General features: G+C 60.9%; 18 protein-coding genes. 11 read left to right on the top strand and 7 right to left on the bottom strand.

Annotation, left to right across the window (positions count from 1 at the left end; genetic code table 11):
• Positions 1-29 precede the first annotated feature (29 nt).
• Entirely contained in the window at positions 30-530 is a 501-nt protein-coding gene (locus RHSP_RS19400) for a DUF2127 domain-containing protein (protein ID WP_004121387.1), read from the top strand.
• Between the two features lie 3 nt (positions 531-533).
• On the opposite strand, the gene RHSP_RS19395 is transcribed toward RHSP_RS19400, so the two are convergent.
• Positions 534-1,541, bottom strand: coding sequence for an asparaginase (locus tag RHSP_RS19395; protein ID WP_004121385.1), 1,008 nt, complete (start codon positions 1,539-1,541; stop codon positions 534-536).
• A 102-nt stretch (positions 1,542-1,643) separates the two neighbouring features.
• Entirely contained in the window at positions 1,644-2,270 is a 627-nt protein-coding gene (locus RHSP_RS19390; RefSeq protein ID WP_004121384.1) for a helix-turn-helix transcriptional regulator, read from the bottom strand.
• A 101-nt stretch (positions 2,271-2,371) separates the two neighbouring features.
• On the opposite strand from RHSP_RS19390, the gene RHSP_RS19385 reads away from it, so the two are divergent.
• Positions 2,372-3,796: an MFS transporter gene (locus RHSP_RS19385; RefSeq protein ID WP_004121383.1), complete on the top strand. Its 1,425-nt coding sequence runs from the start codon at positions 2,372-2,374 to the stop codon at positions 3,794-3,796.
• On the opposite strand, the gene RHSP_RS19380 is transcribed toward RHSP_RS19385, so the two are convergent.
• The 4 genes from RHSP_RS19380 to RHSP_RS19365 all read right to left on the bottom strand — a co-directional run bounded on the left by RHSP_RS19380 (position 3,777) and on the right by RHSP_RS19365 (position 7,889).
• Positions 3,777-4,775, bottom strand: coding sequence for an NAD(P)H-quinone oxidoreductase (locus RHSP_RS19380; RefSeq protein ID WP_037153066.1), 999 nt, complete (start codon positions 4,773-4,775; stop codon positions 3,777-3,779). The two genes, RHSP_RS19385 and RHSP_RS19380, sit on opposite strands and share 20 nt — an antisense overlap.
• 79 nt (positions 4,776-4,854) lie before the next feature.
• The gene (locus RHSP_RS19375) at positions 4,855-6,660 is read right to left on the bottom strand and encodes a GGDEF domain-containing protein (protein ID WP_004121379.1); all 1,806 of its coding nucleotides are present in this window, start codon (positions 6,658-6,660) and stop codon (positions 4,855-4,857) included.
• 209 nt (positions 6,661-6,869) lie between these two features.
• Complete coding sequence (locus tag RHSP_RS19370) at positions 6,870-7,115, bottom strand: ribbon-helix-helix domain-containing protein (protein WP_004121377.1); 246 nt, start codon at positions 7,113-7,115, stop codon at positions 6,870-6,872.
• A gap of 225 nt (positions 7,116-7,340) precedes the next feature.
• Entirely contained in the window at positions 7,341-7,889 is a 549-nt protein-coding gene (locus RHSP_RS19365; protein WP_004121375.1) for an HdeD family acid-resistance protein, read from the bottom strand.
• A gap of 153 nt (positions 7,890-8,042) precedes the next feature.
• On the opposite strand from RHSP_RS19365, the gene betI reads away from it, so the two are divergent.
• The 7 genes from betI to RHSP_RS19330 all read left to right on the top strand — a co-directional run bounded on the left by betI (position 8,043) and on the right by RHSP_RS19330 (position 14,719).
• Positions 8,043-8,630, top strand: coding sequence for a transcriptional regulator BetI (gene betI / locus RHSP_RS19360; protein WP_004121373.1), 588 nt, complete (start codon positions 8,043-8,045; stop codon positions 8,628-8,630).
• Positions 8,631-8,635: 5 nt separating this feature from the next.
• Positions 8,636-9,277, top strand: coding sequence for a glutathione S-transferase family protein (locus RHSP_RS19355; RefSeq protein ID WP_004121369.1), 642 nt, complete (start codon positions 8,636-8,638; stop codon positions 9,275-9,277).
• Positions 9,277-10,740, top strand: a complete 1,464-nt coding sequence (gene betB / locus RHSP_RS19350; RefSeq protein ID WP_037153063.1) for a betaine-aldehyde dehydrogenase — start codon at positions 9,277-9,279, stop codon at positions 10,738-10,740. The genes RHSP_RS19355 and betB overlap by 1 nt, the downstream gene beginning before the upstream one ends.
• Before the next feature lie 162 nt (positions 10,741-10,902).
• On the top strand, positions 10,903-12,552 hold the full coding sequence (gene betA, locus RHSP_RS19345; RefSeq protein ID WP_037153254.1) for a choline dehydrogenase: 1,650 nt from the start codon (positions 10,903-10,905) through the stop codon (positions 12,550-12,552).
• An 83-nt stretch (positions 12,553-12,635) separates the two neighbouring features.
• A complete protein-coding gene (locus tag RHSP_RS19340; RefSeq protein ID WP_004121362.1) occupies positions 12,636-12,905 on the top strand; it encodes a type II toxin-antitoxin system Phd/YefM family antitoxin in 270 nt (89 codons plus the stop codon).
• Positions 12,892-13,323, top strand: coding sequence for a hypothetical protein (locus RHSP_RS19335; protein ID WP_004121360.1), 432 nt, complete (start codon positions 12,892-12,894; stop codon positions 13,321-13,323). Before RHSP_RS19340 ends, RHSP_RS19335 begins: the two co-directional genes overlap by 14 nt.
• A 34-nt stretch (positions 13,324-13,357) precedes the next feature.
• A complete protein-coding gene (locus RHSP_RS19330) occupies positions 13,358-14,719 on the top strand; it encodes a chloride channel protein (RefSeq protein ID WP_037153060.1) in 1,362 nt (453 codons plus the stop codon).
• A 152-nt stretch (positions 14,720-14,871) separates the two neighbouring features.
• On the opposite strand, the gene RHSP_RS19325 is transcribed toward RHSP_RS19330, so the two are convergent.
• Complete coding sequence (locus RHSP_RS19325) at positions 14,872-15,318, bottom strand: RrF2 family transcriptional regulator (protein WP_004121355.1); 447 nt, start codon at positions 15,316-15,318, stop codon at positions 14,872-14,874.
• 489 nt (positions 15,319-15,807) lie between these two features.
• Between RHSP_RS19325 and RHSP_RS19320 the strand changes: the two genes are divergently transcribed.
• Positions 15,808-16,545 (top strand): phosphoadenylyl-sulfate reductase, encoded by a 738-nt coding sequence (locus tag RHSP_RS19320; RefSeq protein WP_004121353.1) that lies wholly within the window; start codon positions 15,808-15,810, stop codon positions 16,543-16,545.
• Positions 16,546-16,669: 124 nt separating this feature from the next.
• The gene (cysD, locus tag RHSP_RS19315; RefSeq protein WP_004121350.1) at positions 16,670-17,623 is read left to right on the top strand and encodes a sulfate adenylyltransferase subunit CysD; all 954 of its coding nucleotides are present in this window, start codon (positions 16,670-16,672) and stop codon (positions 17,621-17,623) included.

Genomic DNA, 17,623 nt, shown 5'->3' with positions numbered 1-17,623 from the left:
TCAATATCGCGCAGAGGTTACGATCGCCCATGAACGAACGCCGCATTCACCAGATTTTCGAAATCAGCATCCTGCTGAAGGGTGCCCATGCCTTGATCGAGTGCATCGGCGGCCTCATCCTGGCGCTCGTCAGCACCCAATCCATCCTTCGCCTGGTGAACTGGATCGTGCAGCCCGAGTTGCTCAACGATCCCAAGGACTTCGTCGCGAGCCATCTGCATGCCTGGGTGCAGGATTTCTCCGTCGGCACCAAGAATTTCTATGCCTATTATCTCTTGAGCCACGGGCTCGTGAAGGTGCTGCTCGTCATCGGCCTGCTCAGGGGCAAGATGTGGGCCTATCCGGCATCGCTGGTCGCCTTGGCGCTGTTCATCGTCTACCAGCTTTACCGCTTCACCGACACGCACGGCATCGGGCTCATCATCCTGACCGTTTTCGACCTGTTCGTCATGGTTCTCATCTGGCACGAATACAGGATCGTCCGGCAGCATGTGCCGGTACGACAAGCCAGAGGTCGGACCCAAGAGTAGGGCTTATGCCGTCAGGACCGAGGCCGGCCTGATATCGCCGACATGGATGCCGTTCCAGTTCCTGAAGGATTTGTTGGCCATCGCCGTCAGGCCGGCATGGACCGCACCATCCTTCTCGAAGAAGCGCGCAAGCGTCGCCGCCACCGTGATTTCCGCCGCGCGGCCGGTGCCATCATCGCATTTGATCGCGATGGCGATGCCCTGCTCGGGGATCGCGGCACAAAAGACGCCTTCGGCACCGGTCTTGGCGAAGATGCGGCCGGGAGCGACCTGCATCAGCTTGGTGCAGGCGCGGTCGGTGCCGGCCACGTAGAAGGGTTCGGCCATGCAGGCTTCGAACAGCCGGCGCGACGCCTTGGCGCGCAGCGGCTCGAGGCCAACGCCGGTCGCCATCCTGGCAAAGCCGTGCGCCAGTCCCTTGAGCGGCACCGCATAGGTCGGGATCGAGCAGCCATCCGTGCCGCAATTGTCATGGGCGAGAACAGCGCCGGTCAGGCTCTGCATGGTGTCGCGGATCTGCTGCTGCAGCGGATGATCGTAGCCGACATAGCCCTTGGGATCTATGTCCTGATGGCAGCAGGCGCAGACGAAGCCCGCGTGCTTGCCCGAGCAGTTGTTGTGCAGCGCCGTCGGCTTGTCGATCGTGCGGGCCTGATGGATGAGGGTCTTCTGATCGGAAGACCAGTGCGCGCCGCATTCGAGCGTGCCGACATCGCGGCCGGCACGCGCCAGCATGGAGGCCGCGAGCGCGACATGCTCGTCCTCGCCATTATGGGAGGCACAGGCGAGCGCCAGTTCCTTGTTGCCAAAGCCATAGGTGTCTGCGGCGCCGCTTTCGACCAAAGGCAAGGCCTGCATCGCCTTGCAGGCGGAACGCGGAAACACGCCCCTGTCGATATCGCCCGCCGAGAAGACCACCTTTCCATCGCCATCGATCGCAACGATGGAACCGCGATGGCGGCTCTCGACCAGATTGCCACGGGTGACTTCGACGCAGACGGGATTGGACATGATGGAATGCTGCCTTTGATTTGCGGGATGGGCAGTAATAGCCGCTGCGCTCGGGATTGCCAATCTCCGATCACATTCGATCGCGCTGAAAAGAGCGACCACTCAAGCCGCGGCGCGGATCCGATAGGCACATCGTCTCGCACCGAGCAGGATATGCTCCTCGCGCTCGACTTTCGCGCCGAGTACCGTGCGGAAAGTTTCCAGCTCGGAGCGGCAGAAGCCGGCGCAGGCGCAGGCTGCGGCGCAGATGGGGCAATGATTCTCGACCAGCATGAGCGAGCCGTCATCCTCCTGCCAGTGATCGGCCATGTAGCCTTCCTGCGTGCGGATGGCAGCGAGGCTCGCGACGCGTGAGGCGAGGTCAGCCGTGCGATCGATTTCGCTGCGGTAGCGTCGAAGCGTTTCGGTTTCACGGGCGGAGATGACCGTATCGACGGCGCTCTGCCCCAGCTGGCTGACCATGGTCGCAAGCAGCGTCGCTGTGAGATCCGCGTGGCCATCCGGAAATTGCCGGTTGCCGCTCGCCGTCAGGTGCCAGAATTGCCGCGGCCGACCCCTGCCCGCAGCGGCCTCCGTCAGCGGCTCGACCAAGCCCTCCTCCGCCATCTTCGTCAGCTGTTGTCGCGCCGCCTCGGACGATATTCCGAGCGCATCGCCGACGGCCGAGGCCAGCTGCGGTCCATCCGTTTTCAACAGGATCAGAATTCTGTTGGCAGGTGATTGGCGCATTTTTCCAAGTTATCTCTTGTTTTAATCCGATGGCCGTGTAATTTTCCAAATTATAACTTGGAAAATAATCAACCGCTAGGGAAAATACCGAGGATCGTCCGATGTCCAGCATCGAAAACACCGCTCCCCTCAAATCAGCCTCCATCTTCACGCTGTTCTCGCCAAGGCTTCTGCCCGCGACGCTGATGCTTGGCGGCGGCGTCACGCTTTATGCCGTTGAATCCTACATCACCGCCACGATCGCCCCCTCGATCGTCCGGGATATCGGCGGCCTCGAATTGTTCTCCTGGATGACGACGCTTTTCGTCGCCGCCGGCGTGCTCGGCTCGATCACGGTTGCGACCCGGCCAAAGGGCATGGGCCTGCGCGCCGTCTATATTGCAGCGGCACTTACTTTCGGCGCCGGCAGCCTCATCTGTGCCATCGCACCGACCATGCCGGTGCTGCTGATCGGCCGCGCCGTTCAGGGCTACGGCTCGGGCATGCTGTCCGGCCTTGCCTATGCCTTCATTCGCTTCATCTATCCCGAGCCCCTCTGGCGCAGGGCCTCTACGCTCTACGCTGCCATCTGGGGAGTGGCGACCGTGCTCGGACCGACCCTTGGCGGCCTTTTTGCCGCCGGAGGCGCCTGGCGGGAGGCCTTTATCATCCTCGTGCCGCTGGCCGTCATCATGGCGTTCTCGGCACGCTGGCTACTGCCTGATGTCGCGGATGACCGGATCGACACCAGAACGCCGCTGATCCAGATCATACTTCTGCTTGCCGCAGTTCTGTTCGTCAGCATTGCCGGCACGATCGAACATGGATCCTACAAGGTGGTGCTGATCGCCGTTTCGATCGTGCTCGTCGCGACGATGGTGCTGATCGAGCGCAAGAGCGAAGTGCGCCTCCTGCCATATGGCGCCGCCATGCTCAGCAACCCCATCGCGCGACTCTACCTGACGATATTCACGATGATGCTGGTGCTGACGAGCGACATCTACATTCCCTATTTCCTGCAAACGCTCCACGGCGTAACGCCGCTGGTCTCGGGCTATCTCGTGGCGCTGGTGGCGCTCGGCTGGACCATTGCGGCCTTCTTCAGCAACTCTTTATCGGGCCGGCAGGCAGCCGCCGCGATCATTGCCGGGTGCATTCTGGAAACCGCGGCCACGGCATCGCTGATTCCGTTCCTGTCGACCGCTACGCCTTTCTCCGAACTCGCGGAATTCGCGCCGGCCGTGATCGCCATGTTCCTGATGGGCTTCGGCGTCGGCTTGGGATGGGCGCATCTCGTGACCAGGATCATCGGCATCGCCAGGAGAACCGAGCAAGACAAGGCGTCGGCGGCGATTTCGATGACGCAGTCGCTCGGCGGCGCGTTCGGCGCTGCCCTTGCCGGCGTCATCGTCAATGGCGCCGGTCTGACCAATCCAGGCGGCATTGCCGGCGGCCTTTCCGCTGCAAACTGGCTCTACACGCTGATGGCCGTGCCAGGGCTGATCGCCATCGTTCTGTCCTTCACGATCAGGCCAGCTTCAGCATGATCTTGCCGATGTGGTCGCTGGTTTCCATCAAGCGGTGCGCCGCGACCACATCATCGAAGGCGAATACCTTGTGAATGACGGGTGCAACCGTGCCCTCGTCAAGCAGCGGCCAGACCTGGGAGAGAAGATCGTCACGGATGGCGCGCTTTTCCTCCGCCGTGCGTGGACGCATGGTCGAGCCGGTCACGGTCAGGCGCTTGACCATGATCGGTGCCAGGTTGACCTTCTCCGCCACCGTGCCGCCGAGGAAAGCGATGATCGAGAGGCAGCCGTCACGGGCGAGCGAGGCGAGGTTCTTCTCCAGATAGGCCGCGCCGATCATGTCGAGAATGATATCAACGCCATGATCCGTCTCCGTCTTGATGACCTCGGCGAAATCCTCTTCCCTGTAATTGATCGCCCGTTTCGCGCCGAGCTTCTCGCATGCCTCGCACTTTTCCTTGGAGCCGGCCGTCGTATAGACCGTTGCACCGAAAGCGCGGGCAAGCTGGATCGCCGTGGTGCCGATGCCGCTGGAGCCGCCATGGATCAGCACGCTTTCCCCCTCGGTGAGGCCTGCCATCTGGAAGAGATTGGCCCACACGGTGAAGAAGGTCTCGGGAACGGCTGCTGCGCGCACGGCGTCATATCCGTTCGGAAACCGCAGTGCCTGACCGGCGGGCAGCACGCAATATTCGGCATAGCCGCCGCCATTGGCGAGACCGCAGACCTTATTGCCGATCGCAAATTCCGTAACGCCGGCGGCGACATCGACGACTTCGCCGGCAATTTCCAGACCCAATATAGGGCTTGCATCCTTCGGCGGCGGATAGGTGCCCTGGCGCTGCGCCACATCCGGCCTGTTGACACCGGCCGCCTCGACGCGAACCAGGATTTCCCCCGGTTTCAACGTGGGCAGAGGCTTGCGGGCTATAGCCATGACCTCAGGAGCACCGAAGGTCGGCAAATCCACGAAACGCATTTCAGACGGCAAGGGCATTGCGCAATCTCCTATCCCAATGAAGCAATGGAGATAGTTGAGCGCGCGACGCTTGAAAAGGATCGATTGCGATAGGGCGTCAATTCGTCTCGGCTAGGCCAAGGAACGCGACGCCGATCGCGCTTTCCTTTGCCTTCGCCTTGATGCCCGCGATGGAGGTGCTGACCCGATTGATGTTGTCGATCACTAGTCCCTCGGGCAGTTGCAGGATGCCGATCGAGCAGCGCATCAGCGGGAATTCCGCCTCGACGCCACTGCGGTCATGACCACGAATGCGGCCGGCAGCACGATCCTCCGTCGAATAAAATTCGAGAACATCGGCATGGAAGTCGGCAAGCAGTCGGTCCAGAACCTCACGAAGCTCCTGCCTGCTCCAGCCAGTAACGCCGATAAAGAAGTCGTCGCCGCCGACATGGCCGAGGAAATGGCGTTCGGCAAAGAAGTAGCGCCGCATCAGTGCCGCAAACAGGGAAATGGCGTGGTCGCCGAGATGGAAGCCGTAGGCATCGTTGAAAGGCTTGAAATTGTCGAAGTCGCAATAGCAGAAATGCCTGATTTCATCGCCGTCGCGGCCGGCGCTCTGCATGAAATCGGTGATCGCCCTGTTGCCCGGCAAGCCCGTCAGCGGGTTCTGGTCCTGGGCGATCTTCAACTGCTTCTCGTTGATGACCTTGATTAGCGACGCGGCCGAGACGATGCCGGCATAGTGCGTGCCTTCGGTGACGATCAGGCAATCGCTGCTTTCCATATTGGCGAAGATCGCCATCAGCGTATCGGCATCGGAATCGAGACCGACGATCGGCGCCATTTCGACGAAATGCGAAATGGAGCGCTTATAGACCTTGTTCTTGAGGAGGTCGCGGCCGAAGGGCTGATAGATGTATTCCTTGAGCTGGTACTCGTGGATGATGCCGCGCGGCTCGTCATTGGCGTTGACGACGGGAAAATAGGCCCGGCGCGGATTGCGGCGGAAGAGCTCGAAGACACTGTCGATGCTGTCGCTCTCGCGGATGGTCGGCAGCACTTCGATCTGCTTGCGGATGAGGATCTCGTCGAGCGACTGGCTGTTGCGCGCTGCCTTGCCGAGCTCCTGCAGATGCGGAAAGCTCTGCTTCAATTCGTTGACCAGCACGGTCGGACGGGCAATGAACCAGCCCTGGACGAGATCGACGCCGAATTCGCGGCAGGTCAGGAATTCAGCCTCCGTCTCGATGCCCTCGGCGATGACGCGCGTGCCGAGAACATGGGCGATGTTGACCAGATTCCTGAGGATATGGCGTTTGCGGGCGCTGCGGTCGATATCGACGATGAAATGCCGATCGATCTTCAGGTAGTCGACCGGATAATCGGACAGCAGCTTCATTTCGCCATGACCGACGCCGAAATCGTCGATCGCCAGCTTGAAGCCGGCGTTCCGCATCCTGGCGACCAGACCGGAGAACTCGGGCACCTTGGTATTGTCGAAGCGCTCGGAGAATTCGAAACAGACGGAGGAAGGCGTCATGCCGGCCTTTCTCATATGCTGCAGCAGACTATCGACCAATATGGCCCCTTGAGGGATCAACCGCACATCCAGATTGAGGAAAAGCGTAGCCGAGGCGACATTGGGAAGCGTGGTAAATTTTGCCAGCGCGCGGCTGGTAACCATCTGCTCCAGGCCAAGAAGCTGGCCGGTGCGCTCGGCTTCGTCGAGCATGTCGATCGGGCTGCCGAAGCCGATGCGTTCCTGGCCGCGCATCAGGGATTCATAGCCGAAGACGGCGCCGGTGCCGGCTTCCACGATCGGCTGAAAAGCGTTTTCGATCACGAGCTTCGCAAGGGTGACAATCTGGTCGCTGGCATACCGGCGCAACACGCCGGGCTCGACTGCGGCAGTCAGGGACATGCCCATCTCCGTTGGGATTTTTCGATCAAATTATTTGAGTAAGATTTTGGATCTACTGTATTTTCAACCCAAGATGCGCATAAAGCGTCAACGAAACCTTTCCTCCATGTGAAAGTTTTGTGAATGGTAAAGCAATGTTAACCATTGCTCCGGCCTGAAAATCAGGCAAGCCGAGATACGTCATGGCCGGAACTGGCTGATTTCCCGGCCTAATTGTGCGAGTGCTGCTCCGCCTCATAGTCGGCAAACATGTCGGCAACGCAGCGACTGCCCTTGAGCGTCTCATCATTGGCCGCCTGTGGCACATCGCAAACATCGCTGCGCCTGCGCGCCGCATCCCACATGCGCAAGGCTTCCCGCACGACTTCACTGCTCGAGGCATAGGTGCCGGTGTCGACTGCGGCGCGAATGCCGGCGGCCTGAAGCGGAGAGATAGAAACCGTTACCATCGGCATGATATTCCTCCCTTGACATTATCAAGCGGAATTCTCGCTGGAGACGTATTCCGCCGCCGTCAGCGGTGCCTTCGAAGCATGTCCTGCAAACATGCTTGCTCCAGAGGTGGCACCGTCGCTACATCATTCGGCGACGCTCCGCCTTGCAAGGCAGAGCCATTAGGGTAGCGCCGCTCACGCCCCTTGTCAAAAAGTAGTAGTCCGTTATCCGTTGTGCTGGAACGGCTAGCGCCGGAGGGCGAGCCCGAAAGCAACCAGCGTCCAGCCCTGGAAGATCAGATCGAACGCCAGAAAAAGCCCGAGAATCCAAAGGCTGTTGACCGGCCAGCCGACCATGATGGCGATGCCGGCAATGGCAGTCGCCACGCCGCTGACGACGATCCAGATCCAGCCGCGCTCGGGCTTCACTTTTCGCCCGACCCAGACGCGGAACGTGCCGGCGATAATCAGCGCGACGGCGAGAAACAGGGTCAGCGCCGCGGAAGCCAGGAGCGGGTTGGCAAAGGCGAGGATACCGGCAAGCGTATAGAGCACACCGCTAAGCACCCAGAAGAGGATATGCTCCCAGCCCCTCACCTGAAAGGCATGAGCAAGATGCACGATGCCGCCGATCAGCATCAGCATGCCGACATAATAGACCGATGCTACCGTGGCGATGACCAGATTGCCGAGGGCAATGCCGCCGCAGACCAGCAGCAGGACGCCGAGGCCAACAAACCAACCCCATTTGTTGCGCATCGCAGATGAGGGAACTTCATCAAGCATATCGACCATGACCGTACCTCCTCCTGGGTGGAAGTATGACACAGAAATGCAACTCGGAAAGAGGTTGCGGATTTTTCGCTGATCTCTGCCGGGCAAGCAATTTTTTTATTGATTGATCAGTCAATCAAAAATAAACTCCCTCTCAATTTCGAGGATTGATGCATGCCCAAGATCGGAATGGAACCGGTGCGCCGCAAGGCGCTAGTGGATGCGGCGATGCGCGTGATCGGCGATCACGGCTCGCTGGCCGTCACCATGTCCGAAATCGCCAAGCAGGCCGGCGTCTCCCCTGCCCTTGCGCATCACTATTTCGGCAGCAAGGAGCAGCTGCTGATCGAAACCGTCCGTGTCCATCTACAGCGGCTGCGCGACAGTGTGGTGACGGCGCTCCGGGCTGCGACAACACCGCGGGAAAAGCTCTCCGCCGTCATCCGCGTCAGTTTCCAGGCCGATCAATTCGCGCCGGAGACGATTGCAGCCTGGCTCGCTTTCTATGCCGAGGCGCAGCGCTCGGAAGAGACGCGCCGCTTCCTCGTCATCTACGCCCGCCGGCTGCATTCGAATCTGGTCGCCAATCTTAAGGCCTTGTGTGCGGCCGGCGACGCCGAGCGGATTGCCGAGGGTGCGGCCGCGATGATCGACGGGCTCTATATCCGCCAGAGCCTGCGATCCGCGCCGATCAGCACCGAGGCGTCGATCGCGCTGACAGAAGACTATCTGACGACCAACCTCGACGCGGTGAAGGGCTGAAGACCATGTTGACCGTTTGGGGCCGCAAATCGTCATCCAACGTGCAGGCGCTGATGTGGTGCATCGGCGAGCTCGGCCTTGCCTATGAGCGCATCGATGCGGGCTTCAAATACGGCGTCACCGACACGCCGGACTTCCTTGCGATGAACCCGAACGGCACCGTTCCGGTGTTGCGCGACGGCGATGGCGAACCCTTGTGGGAAACAGGTGCCATCCTGCGCTATCTCGCCAATCAATATGCCGAGGATGCCTTCTGGCCGAAGGATGCGCGGCATCGCGCCCAGATCGACAGATGGGCGGAATGGGCCAAGATCAACATTGCAATGAATTTTACCGGCCCCGTGTTCTGGCGGGTGGTGCGCACGGCCGCTGCGCTCAGGGACGAAAAGGCGATCAACGCGGCCGTTGCGGCGCTTGGGGCGAAGCTTGACATCGCCGAGTCGCAGCTCGGACGGCATCGCTTTCTCGCGGGCGATAGCGTGACACTCGCAGACATACAGTTCGGGCATATTCTCTATCGCTATTTCGACATCGACATCCAGCGACCTGCCCACCCGCGGCTTGAACGCTACTACGAAAACCTGACCGAGCGACCTGCTTTCCGAGAGCATGTCATGGTGTCCTACGAAGAATTGAGGGTTCTATAATGCGCGCACAACCGAAAGCCTCGCATTTCATCGACGGGGAATATGTCGAGGACACCGACGGCACCCTTATTGAAAGCATCTATCCGGCGACCGGCGAAGTGATCGCCCGCCTGCACGCAGCGACGCCTGCCATCGTCGAGAAGGCGATCGCTAGCGCCCGCCGGGCACAGCCGGAATGGGCGGCCATGAGCCCGACGGCACGCGGCCGCATCCTGAAGCGCGCGGCCGATATCATGCGCGAGCGTAACCGCGAGCTTTCCGAGCTGGAAACGCTGGATACGGGCAAGCCGATCCAGGAAACCATTGTCGCCGACCCAACGTCGGGCGCCGACAGCTTCGAATTCTTCGGCGGCGTCGCGGCCGCCGGCCTCAACGGCTCCTACATCCCGCTCGGCGGCGACTTCGCCTATACCAAGCGCGTGCCGCTCGGCGTCTGCGTCGGCATCGGCGCATGGAACTATCCGCAGCAGATCGCCTGCTGGAAGGGCGCGCCTGCCCTCGTCGCCGGCAACGCCATGGTATTCAAGCCTTCGGAAAACACGCCGCTCGGCGCGCTGAAGATTGCTGAAATCCTTATCGAAGCCGGCTTGCCCAAGGGCCTTTACAATGTCATCCAGGGCGACCGCGAGACCGGGCCGCTGCTCATCAACCATCCGGATGTGGCGAAGGTGTCGCTGACCGGCTCCGTGCCGACGGGCCGCAAGGTGGCGGCTTCTGCCGCCGGCAACCTCAAGCATGTCACCATGGAGCTCGGCGGCAAGTCGCCGCTGATCGTCTTCGACGATGCCGATATCGACAGCGCCATCGGCGGCGCGATGCTCGGCAATTTCTATTCGACCGGCCAGGTCTGCTCCAACGGCACCCGCGTCTTTGTCAACCGCAAGATCAAGTCCGAATTCCTGAAGCGCCTGAAGGCCCGCACCGACGCTATGCTCATCGGCGACCCGATGGACGAGGCAACGCAGATCGGCCCGATGGTCTCCTGGGCTCAGCGCGAAAAGGTGCTCGCCTATATCGAAAAGGGCAAGGCCGAGGGCGCGACGCTGCTGACCGGCGGCGGCATCCCGAACAATGTCTCGGGCGAAGGCTATTACATTCAGCCGACCGTGTTTGCCGATGTCACCGACGATATGACGATCGCCCGCGAAGAAATCTTCGGGCCAGTCATGTGTGTTCTCGATTTCGATGACGAGGCCGAGGTGATCGCCCGCGCCAATGCCACCGAATTCGGCCTTTCCGGCGGCGTCTTCACTGCCGACCTCACCCGTGCCCACCGCGTCATCGACCAGCTCGAAGCCGGCACGCTCTGGATCAACGCCTACAATCTCGCCCCGGTGGAGATTCCCTTCGGCGGCTCCAAGCAATCCGGCTTCGGCCGCGAGAATTCGCTGGCGGCACTGGAGCATTATTCGGAATTGAAGACCGTCTATGTCGGCATGGGGCCGGTACAGGCGCCTTATTGATCCACCTCCCCCTTGAGGGGGGAGGTCGCCGCATAGCGGCGGGTGGGGGTGACCAGCCGCTATGCGTATACAATGATCACCCCGCCCCGGCCTGCGGCCGACCCTCCCCCTCAAGGGGAGAGTGTAAAACCGCCTCGATTTACGCCCCTGGAGCACATGGTCATGCAAGCAGATTTCGTCATCGTCGGCTCGGGCTCGGCCGGCTCCGCCATGGCTTCCCGTCTGTCGGAGGACGGCAAGCATTCGGTCATCGTTCTGGAGTTCGGAGGCAGCGATTTCGGCCCGTTCATCCAGATGCCGGCCGCCCTTGCCTGGCCGATGAGCATGGACCGCTACAATTGGGGCTATCTTTCCGAGCCTGAGCCGCAGCTCAATAACCGCCGCATCACCGCGCCGCGCGGCAAGGTGATCGGCGGCTCCTCCTCGATCAACGGCATGGTCTATGTGCGCGGCCATGCCGAGGACTTCAATCGCTGGGAAGAACTCGGCGCCCAAGGCTGGGCCTATGCCGATGTGCTGCCCTACTTCAAGCGGATGGAGCATTCGCATGGCGGCGAAGAGGGATGGCGCGGCACCCACGGCCCGCTGCATGTGCGCCGGGGCGACGTCCGCAACCCGCTGTTCCACGCCTTCATCGAGGCCGGCAAGCAGGCAGGCTTCGAGGCGACAGAGGATTACAACGGCAGCAAGCAGGAAGGCTTCGGCCTGATGGAACAGACGACCTGGATGGGCCGGCGCTGGTCCGCGGCGACAGCCTATCTCAAGCCTGCCCTCAAACGGTCGAACGTGAAGCTCATCCGCTGCTTCGCCCGCAAGATCGTCATCGAAAACGGCCGCGCGACCGGCGTCGAAGTCGAGCGCGACGGCAAGATCGAGGTGATCAGGGCGAACCGCGAGGTGATCGTCTCCGCCTCCTCGTTCAACTCCCCGAAGCTGCTGATGCTCTCCGGCATCGGACCGGGTCAGCACCTGCGCGACATGGGGATCGAGGTGAAGCTCGACCGACCGGGCGTCGGCGCGAACCTGCAGGACCATATGGAATTCTATTTCCAGCAGATCAGCGTGAAGCCGGTGTCGCTCTATTCCTGGCTGCCCTGGTACATGCAGGGGATCGCGGGCGCGCAATGGCTGCTCTTCAAGAAGGGGCTCGGCACCTCCAACCAGTTCGAAGCCTGTGCGTTCCTGCGCTCGGCGCCCGGCGTCAAGCAGCCGGATATCCAGTATCACTTCCTGCCGGTTGCCATCAGCTATGACGGCAAGGCGGCGGCCAGGAGCCACGGCTTCCAGGTGCATGTCGGCTACAATCTGTCGAAATCGCGCGGCAACGTGACGCTGCGCTCCTCCGATCCGAAGGCCGATCCGGTGATCCGCTTCAACTATATGAGCCATCCGGAAGACTGGGAGAAGTTCCGCCATTGCGTGCGCCTCACCCGCGAGATCTTCGGGCAGAAGGCTTTCGACGACTATCGCGGCGCTGAAATCCAGCCTGGGGCAAATGTTCAGACCGACGATCAGATCGATGCCTTCCTGCGCGAACATCTGGAGAGCGCCTATCACCCCTGCGGCACCTGCAAGATGGGCTCGAAGGACGATCCGATGGCGGTCGTCGATCCCGATACCCGCGTCATCGGCGTGGATGGCCTGCGTGTCGCCGACAGCTCGATCTTCCCGCACGTCACCTACGGCAATCTGAACGCCCCTTCGATCATGACGGGCGAAAAGGCGGCCGATCATATCCTCGGCAAGCCTAGGCTTGCCCGCTCAAACCAGGAGCCGTGGATCAATCCGCGCTGGGAGACGAGTGACCGGTAAGATAGTCTTCGGGCGATAACAGCTCCATAGTCAACTTGCGGGATTTACGGAAAGCCCGTATATTTCCAGCAAGGAGATTTGTCATGAAGACGGTAACTGCCGCTGAGGCTTCGAAGAATTTTGGCGCGTTTCAGGATGCGGCCATGCGCGATCCGGTTGTCATAACCAAGAACGGCCGCCCCCGAACGGTTCTGCTCGCTTATGAAGACTATCAGCGCCTGCTGCGGCGAGACAGACAAGTTCAACTGACAGCAGAACTTTCGGATGCCGATATTGCCGCCGTCGAAGCATCTGAGATGGAAGCCGGGCACGAACATCTCGACGATGAATTAAGGCCTCATGCTACCCGCTGAGGTCAAGGTCGGCTTCGTCTTTCGCTATTCCTATCTCTGGCACAGAGAGCGGTTGGAGGGGCGCGAAGAAGAAGTGAAGGATCGCCCTTGCCTCGTGTTGGCGCTGGTCGTCAACGATGTGGATGGAAACAAGCAGGTCGGTGTTCTTCCCATCACGCATTCGCCGCCAGAGGTCGCGTCCATGGCCATCGAACTTCCCTCACCGATCAAACTTCGGCTTGGCCTGGACGATGCGCCTTCGTGGATCATACTTTCGGAAAGCAATTACTTTGCTTGGCCGGGACCGGATATTCGTCCATCGGAGACGGAAAACGGCTATCTCGGACCATTGCCGCCCAGTCTTTTCAACGAGGTGAAATATCGTTTCGTGGCATTAGCACGACAATCGGCGCATAGATCGGTGGCCAGAACAGAATAGCGCCTCCGATTCCCATTGCCCTGAAGAGCGTCTCATGCCCCCGATCTACCGCAAGTCCAAGCTGCTCCGTCGTTCCCGTGTTTTCTGGGGATCTTTCAATCTCTGGCGGCCGCGTTTGGTGTTCTGGACGGGTGCTCTGGCGATCGGCGTCATCAGCGTCGGCTTCGCCAAGCTCGCCGATCTGGCGCACCGGGCTTTCACGGGCGTGACCCAATCGGGAGAGTGGATGTGGCTGCTGCCGCTCGTGCTGACGCCGCTTGGTTTCGTTCTCTCGGCCTATCTTGCAGCGACGCTGTTTCCCAACTCTCAAGGGAGCGGCATTCCGCAGGCGATTGCCGCGCGGCACCTGCATCACGAAGAGGACCGCACGAAACTGCTGTCGCTGCGGCTCGCCTTCGGCAAGATCGTGCTGACCATATTGGGGCTCTTGAGCGGCGCCTCGATCGGCCGCGAGGGGCCGACGGTGCAGGTCGGCGCGTCCTTCATGCTGGCGGTCGCGCGGTTCGGAGGCATGGCGCAGGCAAAGGGGCTGATCCTTGCCGGCTCCGCCGCAGGTATCGCGGCTGCCTTCAATACGCCGCTTGCCGGTATCGTCTTTGCCATCGAGGAGATGAGCCGCACGTATGAATCTCGCGCCAATGGCCTTGTGCTGACGGCAGTCATTCTCTCCGGCCTTGCGGCACTCGGCCTTTCCGGCAGCTACAATTATTTCGGCACGGCCGATGCGGCGCCGACGATGCTTCGGGATTGGATCGTCATGCTGATCTGCGGCATTGGCGGCGGCGCACTCGGCGCCAGCTTCAGCGGGCTGGCGCTTTATGCCGGCATCCGTATCCGCCGCTGGACGCAGCCCCAACCGCTGAAGCGCATGCTGATCCTTGCCGGCCTCTGTGGTTTTATCGTTGCCGCCGTCGGCGTGCTCTCCGGCGGGCAGACCTTCGGCACCGGTTACGAGCAAGCCCGCGGCGCGGTGGAAGGACATGCCCTGCCGCCGCTCTTCTTCGTCGAGAAGCTGCTGGCAAGCTTCCTGTCGATGATCTCGGGCATTCCCGGCGGCATCTTTGCGCCATCGCTTGCCGTTGGCGCCGGCTTCGGCAGCACGGTCGGCACGCTGGTCGGCGGCGGCGTGGCGCTCGCGGCGATCCTCGGCATGGCCGGCTATTTCGCCGGCGTCGTTCAGGCGCCGATGACCGCTTTCGTCATCATCCTGGAAATGACCGGCGACCATCGGGCCGTTATCCCGATCATGGCGGTGTCGATGATCGGTTACGTCACCTCGCGGCTGCTGTCGCGCGAGCCGCTGTATCACGGACTGTCGCGCGTCTTCATCGCCGCAGCCATCCGCGCCCGGCGAGCCGTGGAAAAAGAAGGCGGCGAGGGACACGCCGCCCATTGAGGTCTGTGACCCAATAATTCTCGATGAACGACCGTTGCGGGCGCTTCTCTAAAGCACGTCGCGATCTTTCAGATTCGCTTCCTGTGCTTTAAGTCTTTGATTTTGCGCATGTCGTTCTCGCAAAACCGCTACACACTTTTGCGCGACATGCTTTAGGCCATCAGCCTCGTGACTTCAGCGGCTTGCGGCTGAGCGACGGCATCGGCGATGGTCGTCGAGAACAGCACCTTGCGGGTCGCATCCGCCACCCTGGCAAAGACGTGGCGGATTTCGCAGGTCTGCTCGCCATCACAATCGTCGCAGCGACGATAGGCGGTGAGCGACAGACAGGGCAGCGGCGCCAGGGGCCCATCGATGACCCGCAGGATCTCGCCGAAGGTGATCTCGTTTGCCGGCTTGCGCAGGAGATAACCGCCCTGCTTGCCGCGACGGCTGATCACGATGCCCTGATGCTTCAGGTCGAGAAGAATCTGTTCCAGGAATTTCTTTGGGATCTTCTGCTGGGCCGCAATATCGGAAATCATCATCGGCTCGCCTGCCTCGGACTGGGCCAAGGCAGAGAGCGCCCGCAACGCATATTTTGCTTTTTGTGTAATCATTTCGAACCGCTTCACACACACATGCGATACGTTCGGCCGATGGATTCGGCCGGTCCGCTCTAGAACTCCTCAACCCTCGTCCCCGGGGCGTTTCGAAGCATTCACACCCATGGCGCAACGCCAGGAAAGATTAGCAACCCAGACTTGTTGTCATTCTTAGCCGCTATGCCCATAGTTTAGCTCAAAATCCGCCGCAACGCATCATTTTGGGCATCACTTCCGATTTCCGTTTGACAAGCTATGTGTAACTCTACTATTTCTATAGACATTAAAGCAAGCACTTAAACATGGTCAGCCATATCAAGTGCTTCCGAAGGGCCGCTTCCGGCGGTAAAACGCCTTGGTTAACAGCCGAGGCGGTCGCTTTTCCTTATCGGCGCTGCTTCATGGAGATATTTACTCTCCATCCGCTTCCTTTCGAAATCTATTTTTCTGTCCGCTGCCCGGACGAACTGCGATACTCCGGGCAACATCAGGACAGGATCCCCCATGACTGCCATTACATCCATTGAAGATGCCGCGACGCTCAACAGCCAGCTCGCATCGCTCGATCTTGCCGGCCGTCTGTCTCTCGTCGCCGGTCTTGGCGAGCGCGTGGTCTTCACAACGTCGCTCGGGATAGAGGACCAGGTGATCACGGCGGAGATCGGCAATCACCGCCTGCCGATCGAAGTCGCGACCCTGCAGACCGGCCGTCTCTTCCCGGAAACGCTCGCCCTGATCGACGAGACGGAAAGCCAATACGATATCAACATCGTCCGTTACGAGCCGGAACAGGCCGATATCGACGCCTATGCCGCAAAATACGGTCTGAACGGTTTCTATGAGAGCGTCGAAGCCAGGCATGCCTGTTGTGGCGTGCGCAAGCTGAAGCCGCTTGCGCGCGCACTCTCCGGCGCCAGCATCTGGATCACCGGCCTGCGCCGCGGCCAGTCCGCCAATCGCGCCGATACGCCCTTCGCCGAGTTCGATCCCGAGCGCAACCTCATCAAGATCAATCCGCTCGCCGATTGGGACATCGATGCCATCCGCGCCTATGTCGCCGACAACAGCGTCCCGGTAAACCCGCTGCATGCGCGCGGCTATCCCTCGATCGGCTGCGAGCCCTGCACTCGCGCCATCAAGCCGGGCGAGCCCGAGCGGGCCGGCCGCTGGTGGTGGGAAAACGACGAGAAGCGCGAATGCGGCCTGCATGTTCACGAAGAAGGCGCAGCGACAGCCCAATGACATACCGCCGGTTCCCGGTATCGATTCGAAGCGCGTCCCGACGCTGCCGATCAATCGGGAACCAACACATATTTTCTTTCCGGCCGGTTTTGGGTCGGGACCTTTGAAAGTTCTGGAGTGATACATGCCCGATAGCCGTCCGGATACGGAACTCTCCAATCCGCAAAGCATCAAGCCGCCGCTCGATCCGCACCTGAAGGCGCTGGAAAACGAAGCCATCCACATCTTCCGCGAGGTTGCGGCCGAATTCGAGCGTCCTGTCATGCTCTATTCGATCGGCAAGGATTCGTCGGTGCTGCTGCATCTGGCGCGCAAGGCTTTCTATCCCGGCCGCGTCCCCTTCCCGCTCCTGCATGTGAACACCGGCTGGAAATTTGCCGAGATGATCGCCTTTCGCGACGAGATCGTGAAGAAGTACGATCTCGATCTGATCGAGCACATCAATCCGCGCGGTAAGGCGGAGAATATCACGCCCTTCACCCATGGCTCGGCCCGCTACACCGACATCATGAAGACCGAGGCGCTGCGCCAGGCGCTCGATGCCGGCCAGTATGACGCTGCGTTCGGCGGCGCCCGCCGCGACGAGGAAGCCTCGCGCGCCAAGGAGCGCATCTACTCCTTCCGCACGCCGGACCATCGCTGGGATCCGCGCAATCAGCGCCCGGAACTGTGGAACGTCTATAACGGCCAGATCCGCAAGGGCGAAAGCGTTCGCGTCTTCCCGCTCTCCAATTGGACCGAGGTCGATATCTGGCGTTACATCCAAGCCGAAAATATTCCGATCGTGCCGCTCTATTTCGCTGCAAAGCGCCCGATCGTCGAGCGCGACGGCATGATGATCATGGCCGCCGACCCGCGGCTCGAGCTGCTGCCGGATGAGGTCAAGCGCGAGGAGCTCATCCGCTTCCGCACGCTGGGCTGCTTCCCGCTGACGGGGGCCATCCGCTCTGCCGCGACGACGCTGGATGAGATTATTGCAGAGCTGGAAATCGCCACGGTTTCCGAACGGCAGGGCCGCGCCATCGACCGCGACCAGTCAGGCTCCATGGAAAAGAAGAAGCGCGAAGGATATTTCTGA

This window comes from Rhizobium freirei PRF 81, from assembly GCF_000359745.1.
Lineage (GTDB): Bacteria > Pseudomonadota > Alphaproteobacteria > Rhizobiales > Rhizobiaceae > Rhizobium > Rhizobium freirei.
The sequence above is the reverse complement of the archived record's forward strand: the minus strand, read 5'-3'. Positions and strand labels throughout refer to the sequence as shown.

Coding starts and splice junctions, on each gene's coding strand:
- RHSP_RS19370 (WP_004121377.1), bottom strand. CDS start 7,115: ATGCCGATGGTAACGGTTTCTATCTCTCCGCTTCAGGCCGCCGGCATT.
- betI (WP_004121373.1), top strand. CDS start 8,043: ATGCCCAAGATCGGAATGGAACCGGTGCGCCGCAAGGCGCTAGTGGAT.
- RHSP_RS19325 (WP_004121355.1), bottom strand. CDS start 15,318: ATGATTACACAAAAAGCAAAATATGCGTTGCGGGCGCTCTCTGCCTTG.
- betB (WP_037153063.1), top strand. CDS start 9,277: ATGCGCGCACAACCGAAAGCCTCGCATTTCATCGACGGGGAATATGTC.
- RHSP_RS19400 (WP_004121387.1), top strand. CDS start 30: ATGAACGAACGCCGCATTCACCAGATTTTCGAAATCAGCATCCTGCTG.
- RHSP_RS19365 (WP_004121375.1), bottom strand. CDS start 7,889: ATGGTCGATATGCTTGATGAAGTTCCCTCATCTGCGATGCGCAACAAA.
- RHSP_RS19395 (WP_004121385.1), bottom strand. CDS start 1,541: ATGTCCAATCCCGTCTGCGTCGAAGTCACCCGTGGCAATCTGGTCGAG.
- RHSP_RS19390 (WP_004121384.1), bottom strand. CDS start 2,270: ATGCGCCAATCACCTGCCAACAGAATTCTGATCCTGTTGAAAACGGAT.
- RHSP_RS19330 (WP_037153060.1), top strand. CDS start 13,358: ATGCCCCCGATCTACCGCAAGTCCAAGCTGCTCCGTCGTTCCCGTGTT.
- RHSP_RS19340 (WP_004121362.1), top strand. CDS start 12,636: ATGAAGACGGTAACTGCCGCTGAGGCTTCGAAGAATTTTGGCGCGTTT.
- RHSP_RS19335 (WP_004121360.1), top strand. CDS start 12,892: ATGCTACCCGCTGAGGTCAAGGTCGGCTTCGTCTTTCGCTATTCCTAT.
- RHSP_RS19375 (WP_004121379.1), bottom strand. CDS start 6,660: ATGTCCCTGACTGCCGCAGTCGAGCCCGGCGTGTTGCGCCGGTATGCC.
- RHSP_RS19320 (WP_004121353.1), top strand. CDS start 15,808: ATGACTGCCATTACATCCATTGAAGATGCCGCGACGCTCAACAGCCAG.
- RHSP_RS19380 (WP_037153066.1), bottom strand. CDS start 4,775: ATGCCCTTGCCGTCTGAAATGCGTTTCGTGGATTTGCCGACCTTCGGT.
- RHSP_RS19385 (WP_004121383.1), top strand. CDS start 2,372: ATGTCCAGCATCGAAAACACCGCTCCCCTCAAATCAGCCTCCATCTTC.
- betA (WP_037153254.1), top strand. CDS start 10,903: ATGCAAGCAGATTTCGTCATCGTCGGCTCGGGCTCGGCCGGCTCCGCC.
- cysD (WP_004121350.1), top strand. CDS start 16,670: ATGCCCGATAGCCGTCCGGATACGGAACTCTCCAATCCGCAAAGCATC.
- RHSP_RS19355 (WP_004121369.1), top strand. CDS start 8,636: ATGTTGACCGTTTGGGGCCGCAAATCGTCATCCAACGTGCAGGCGCTG.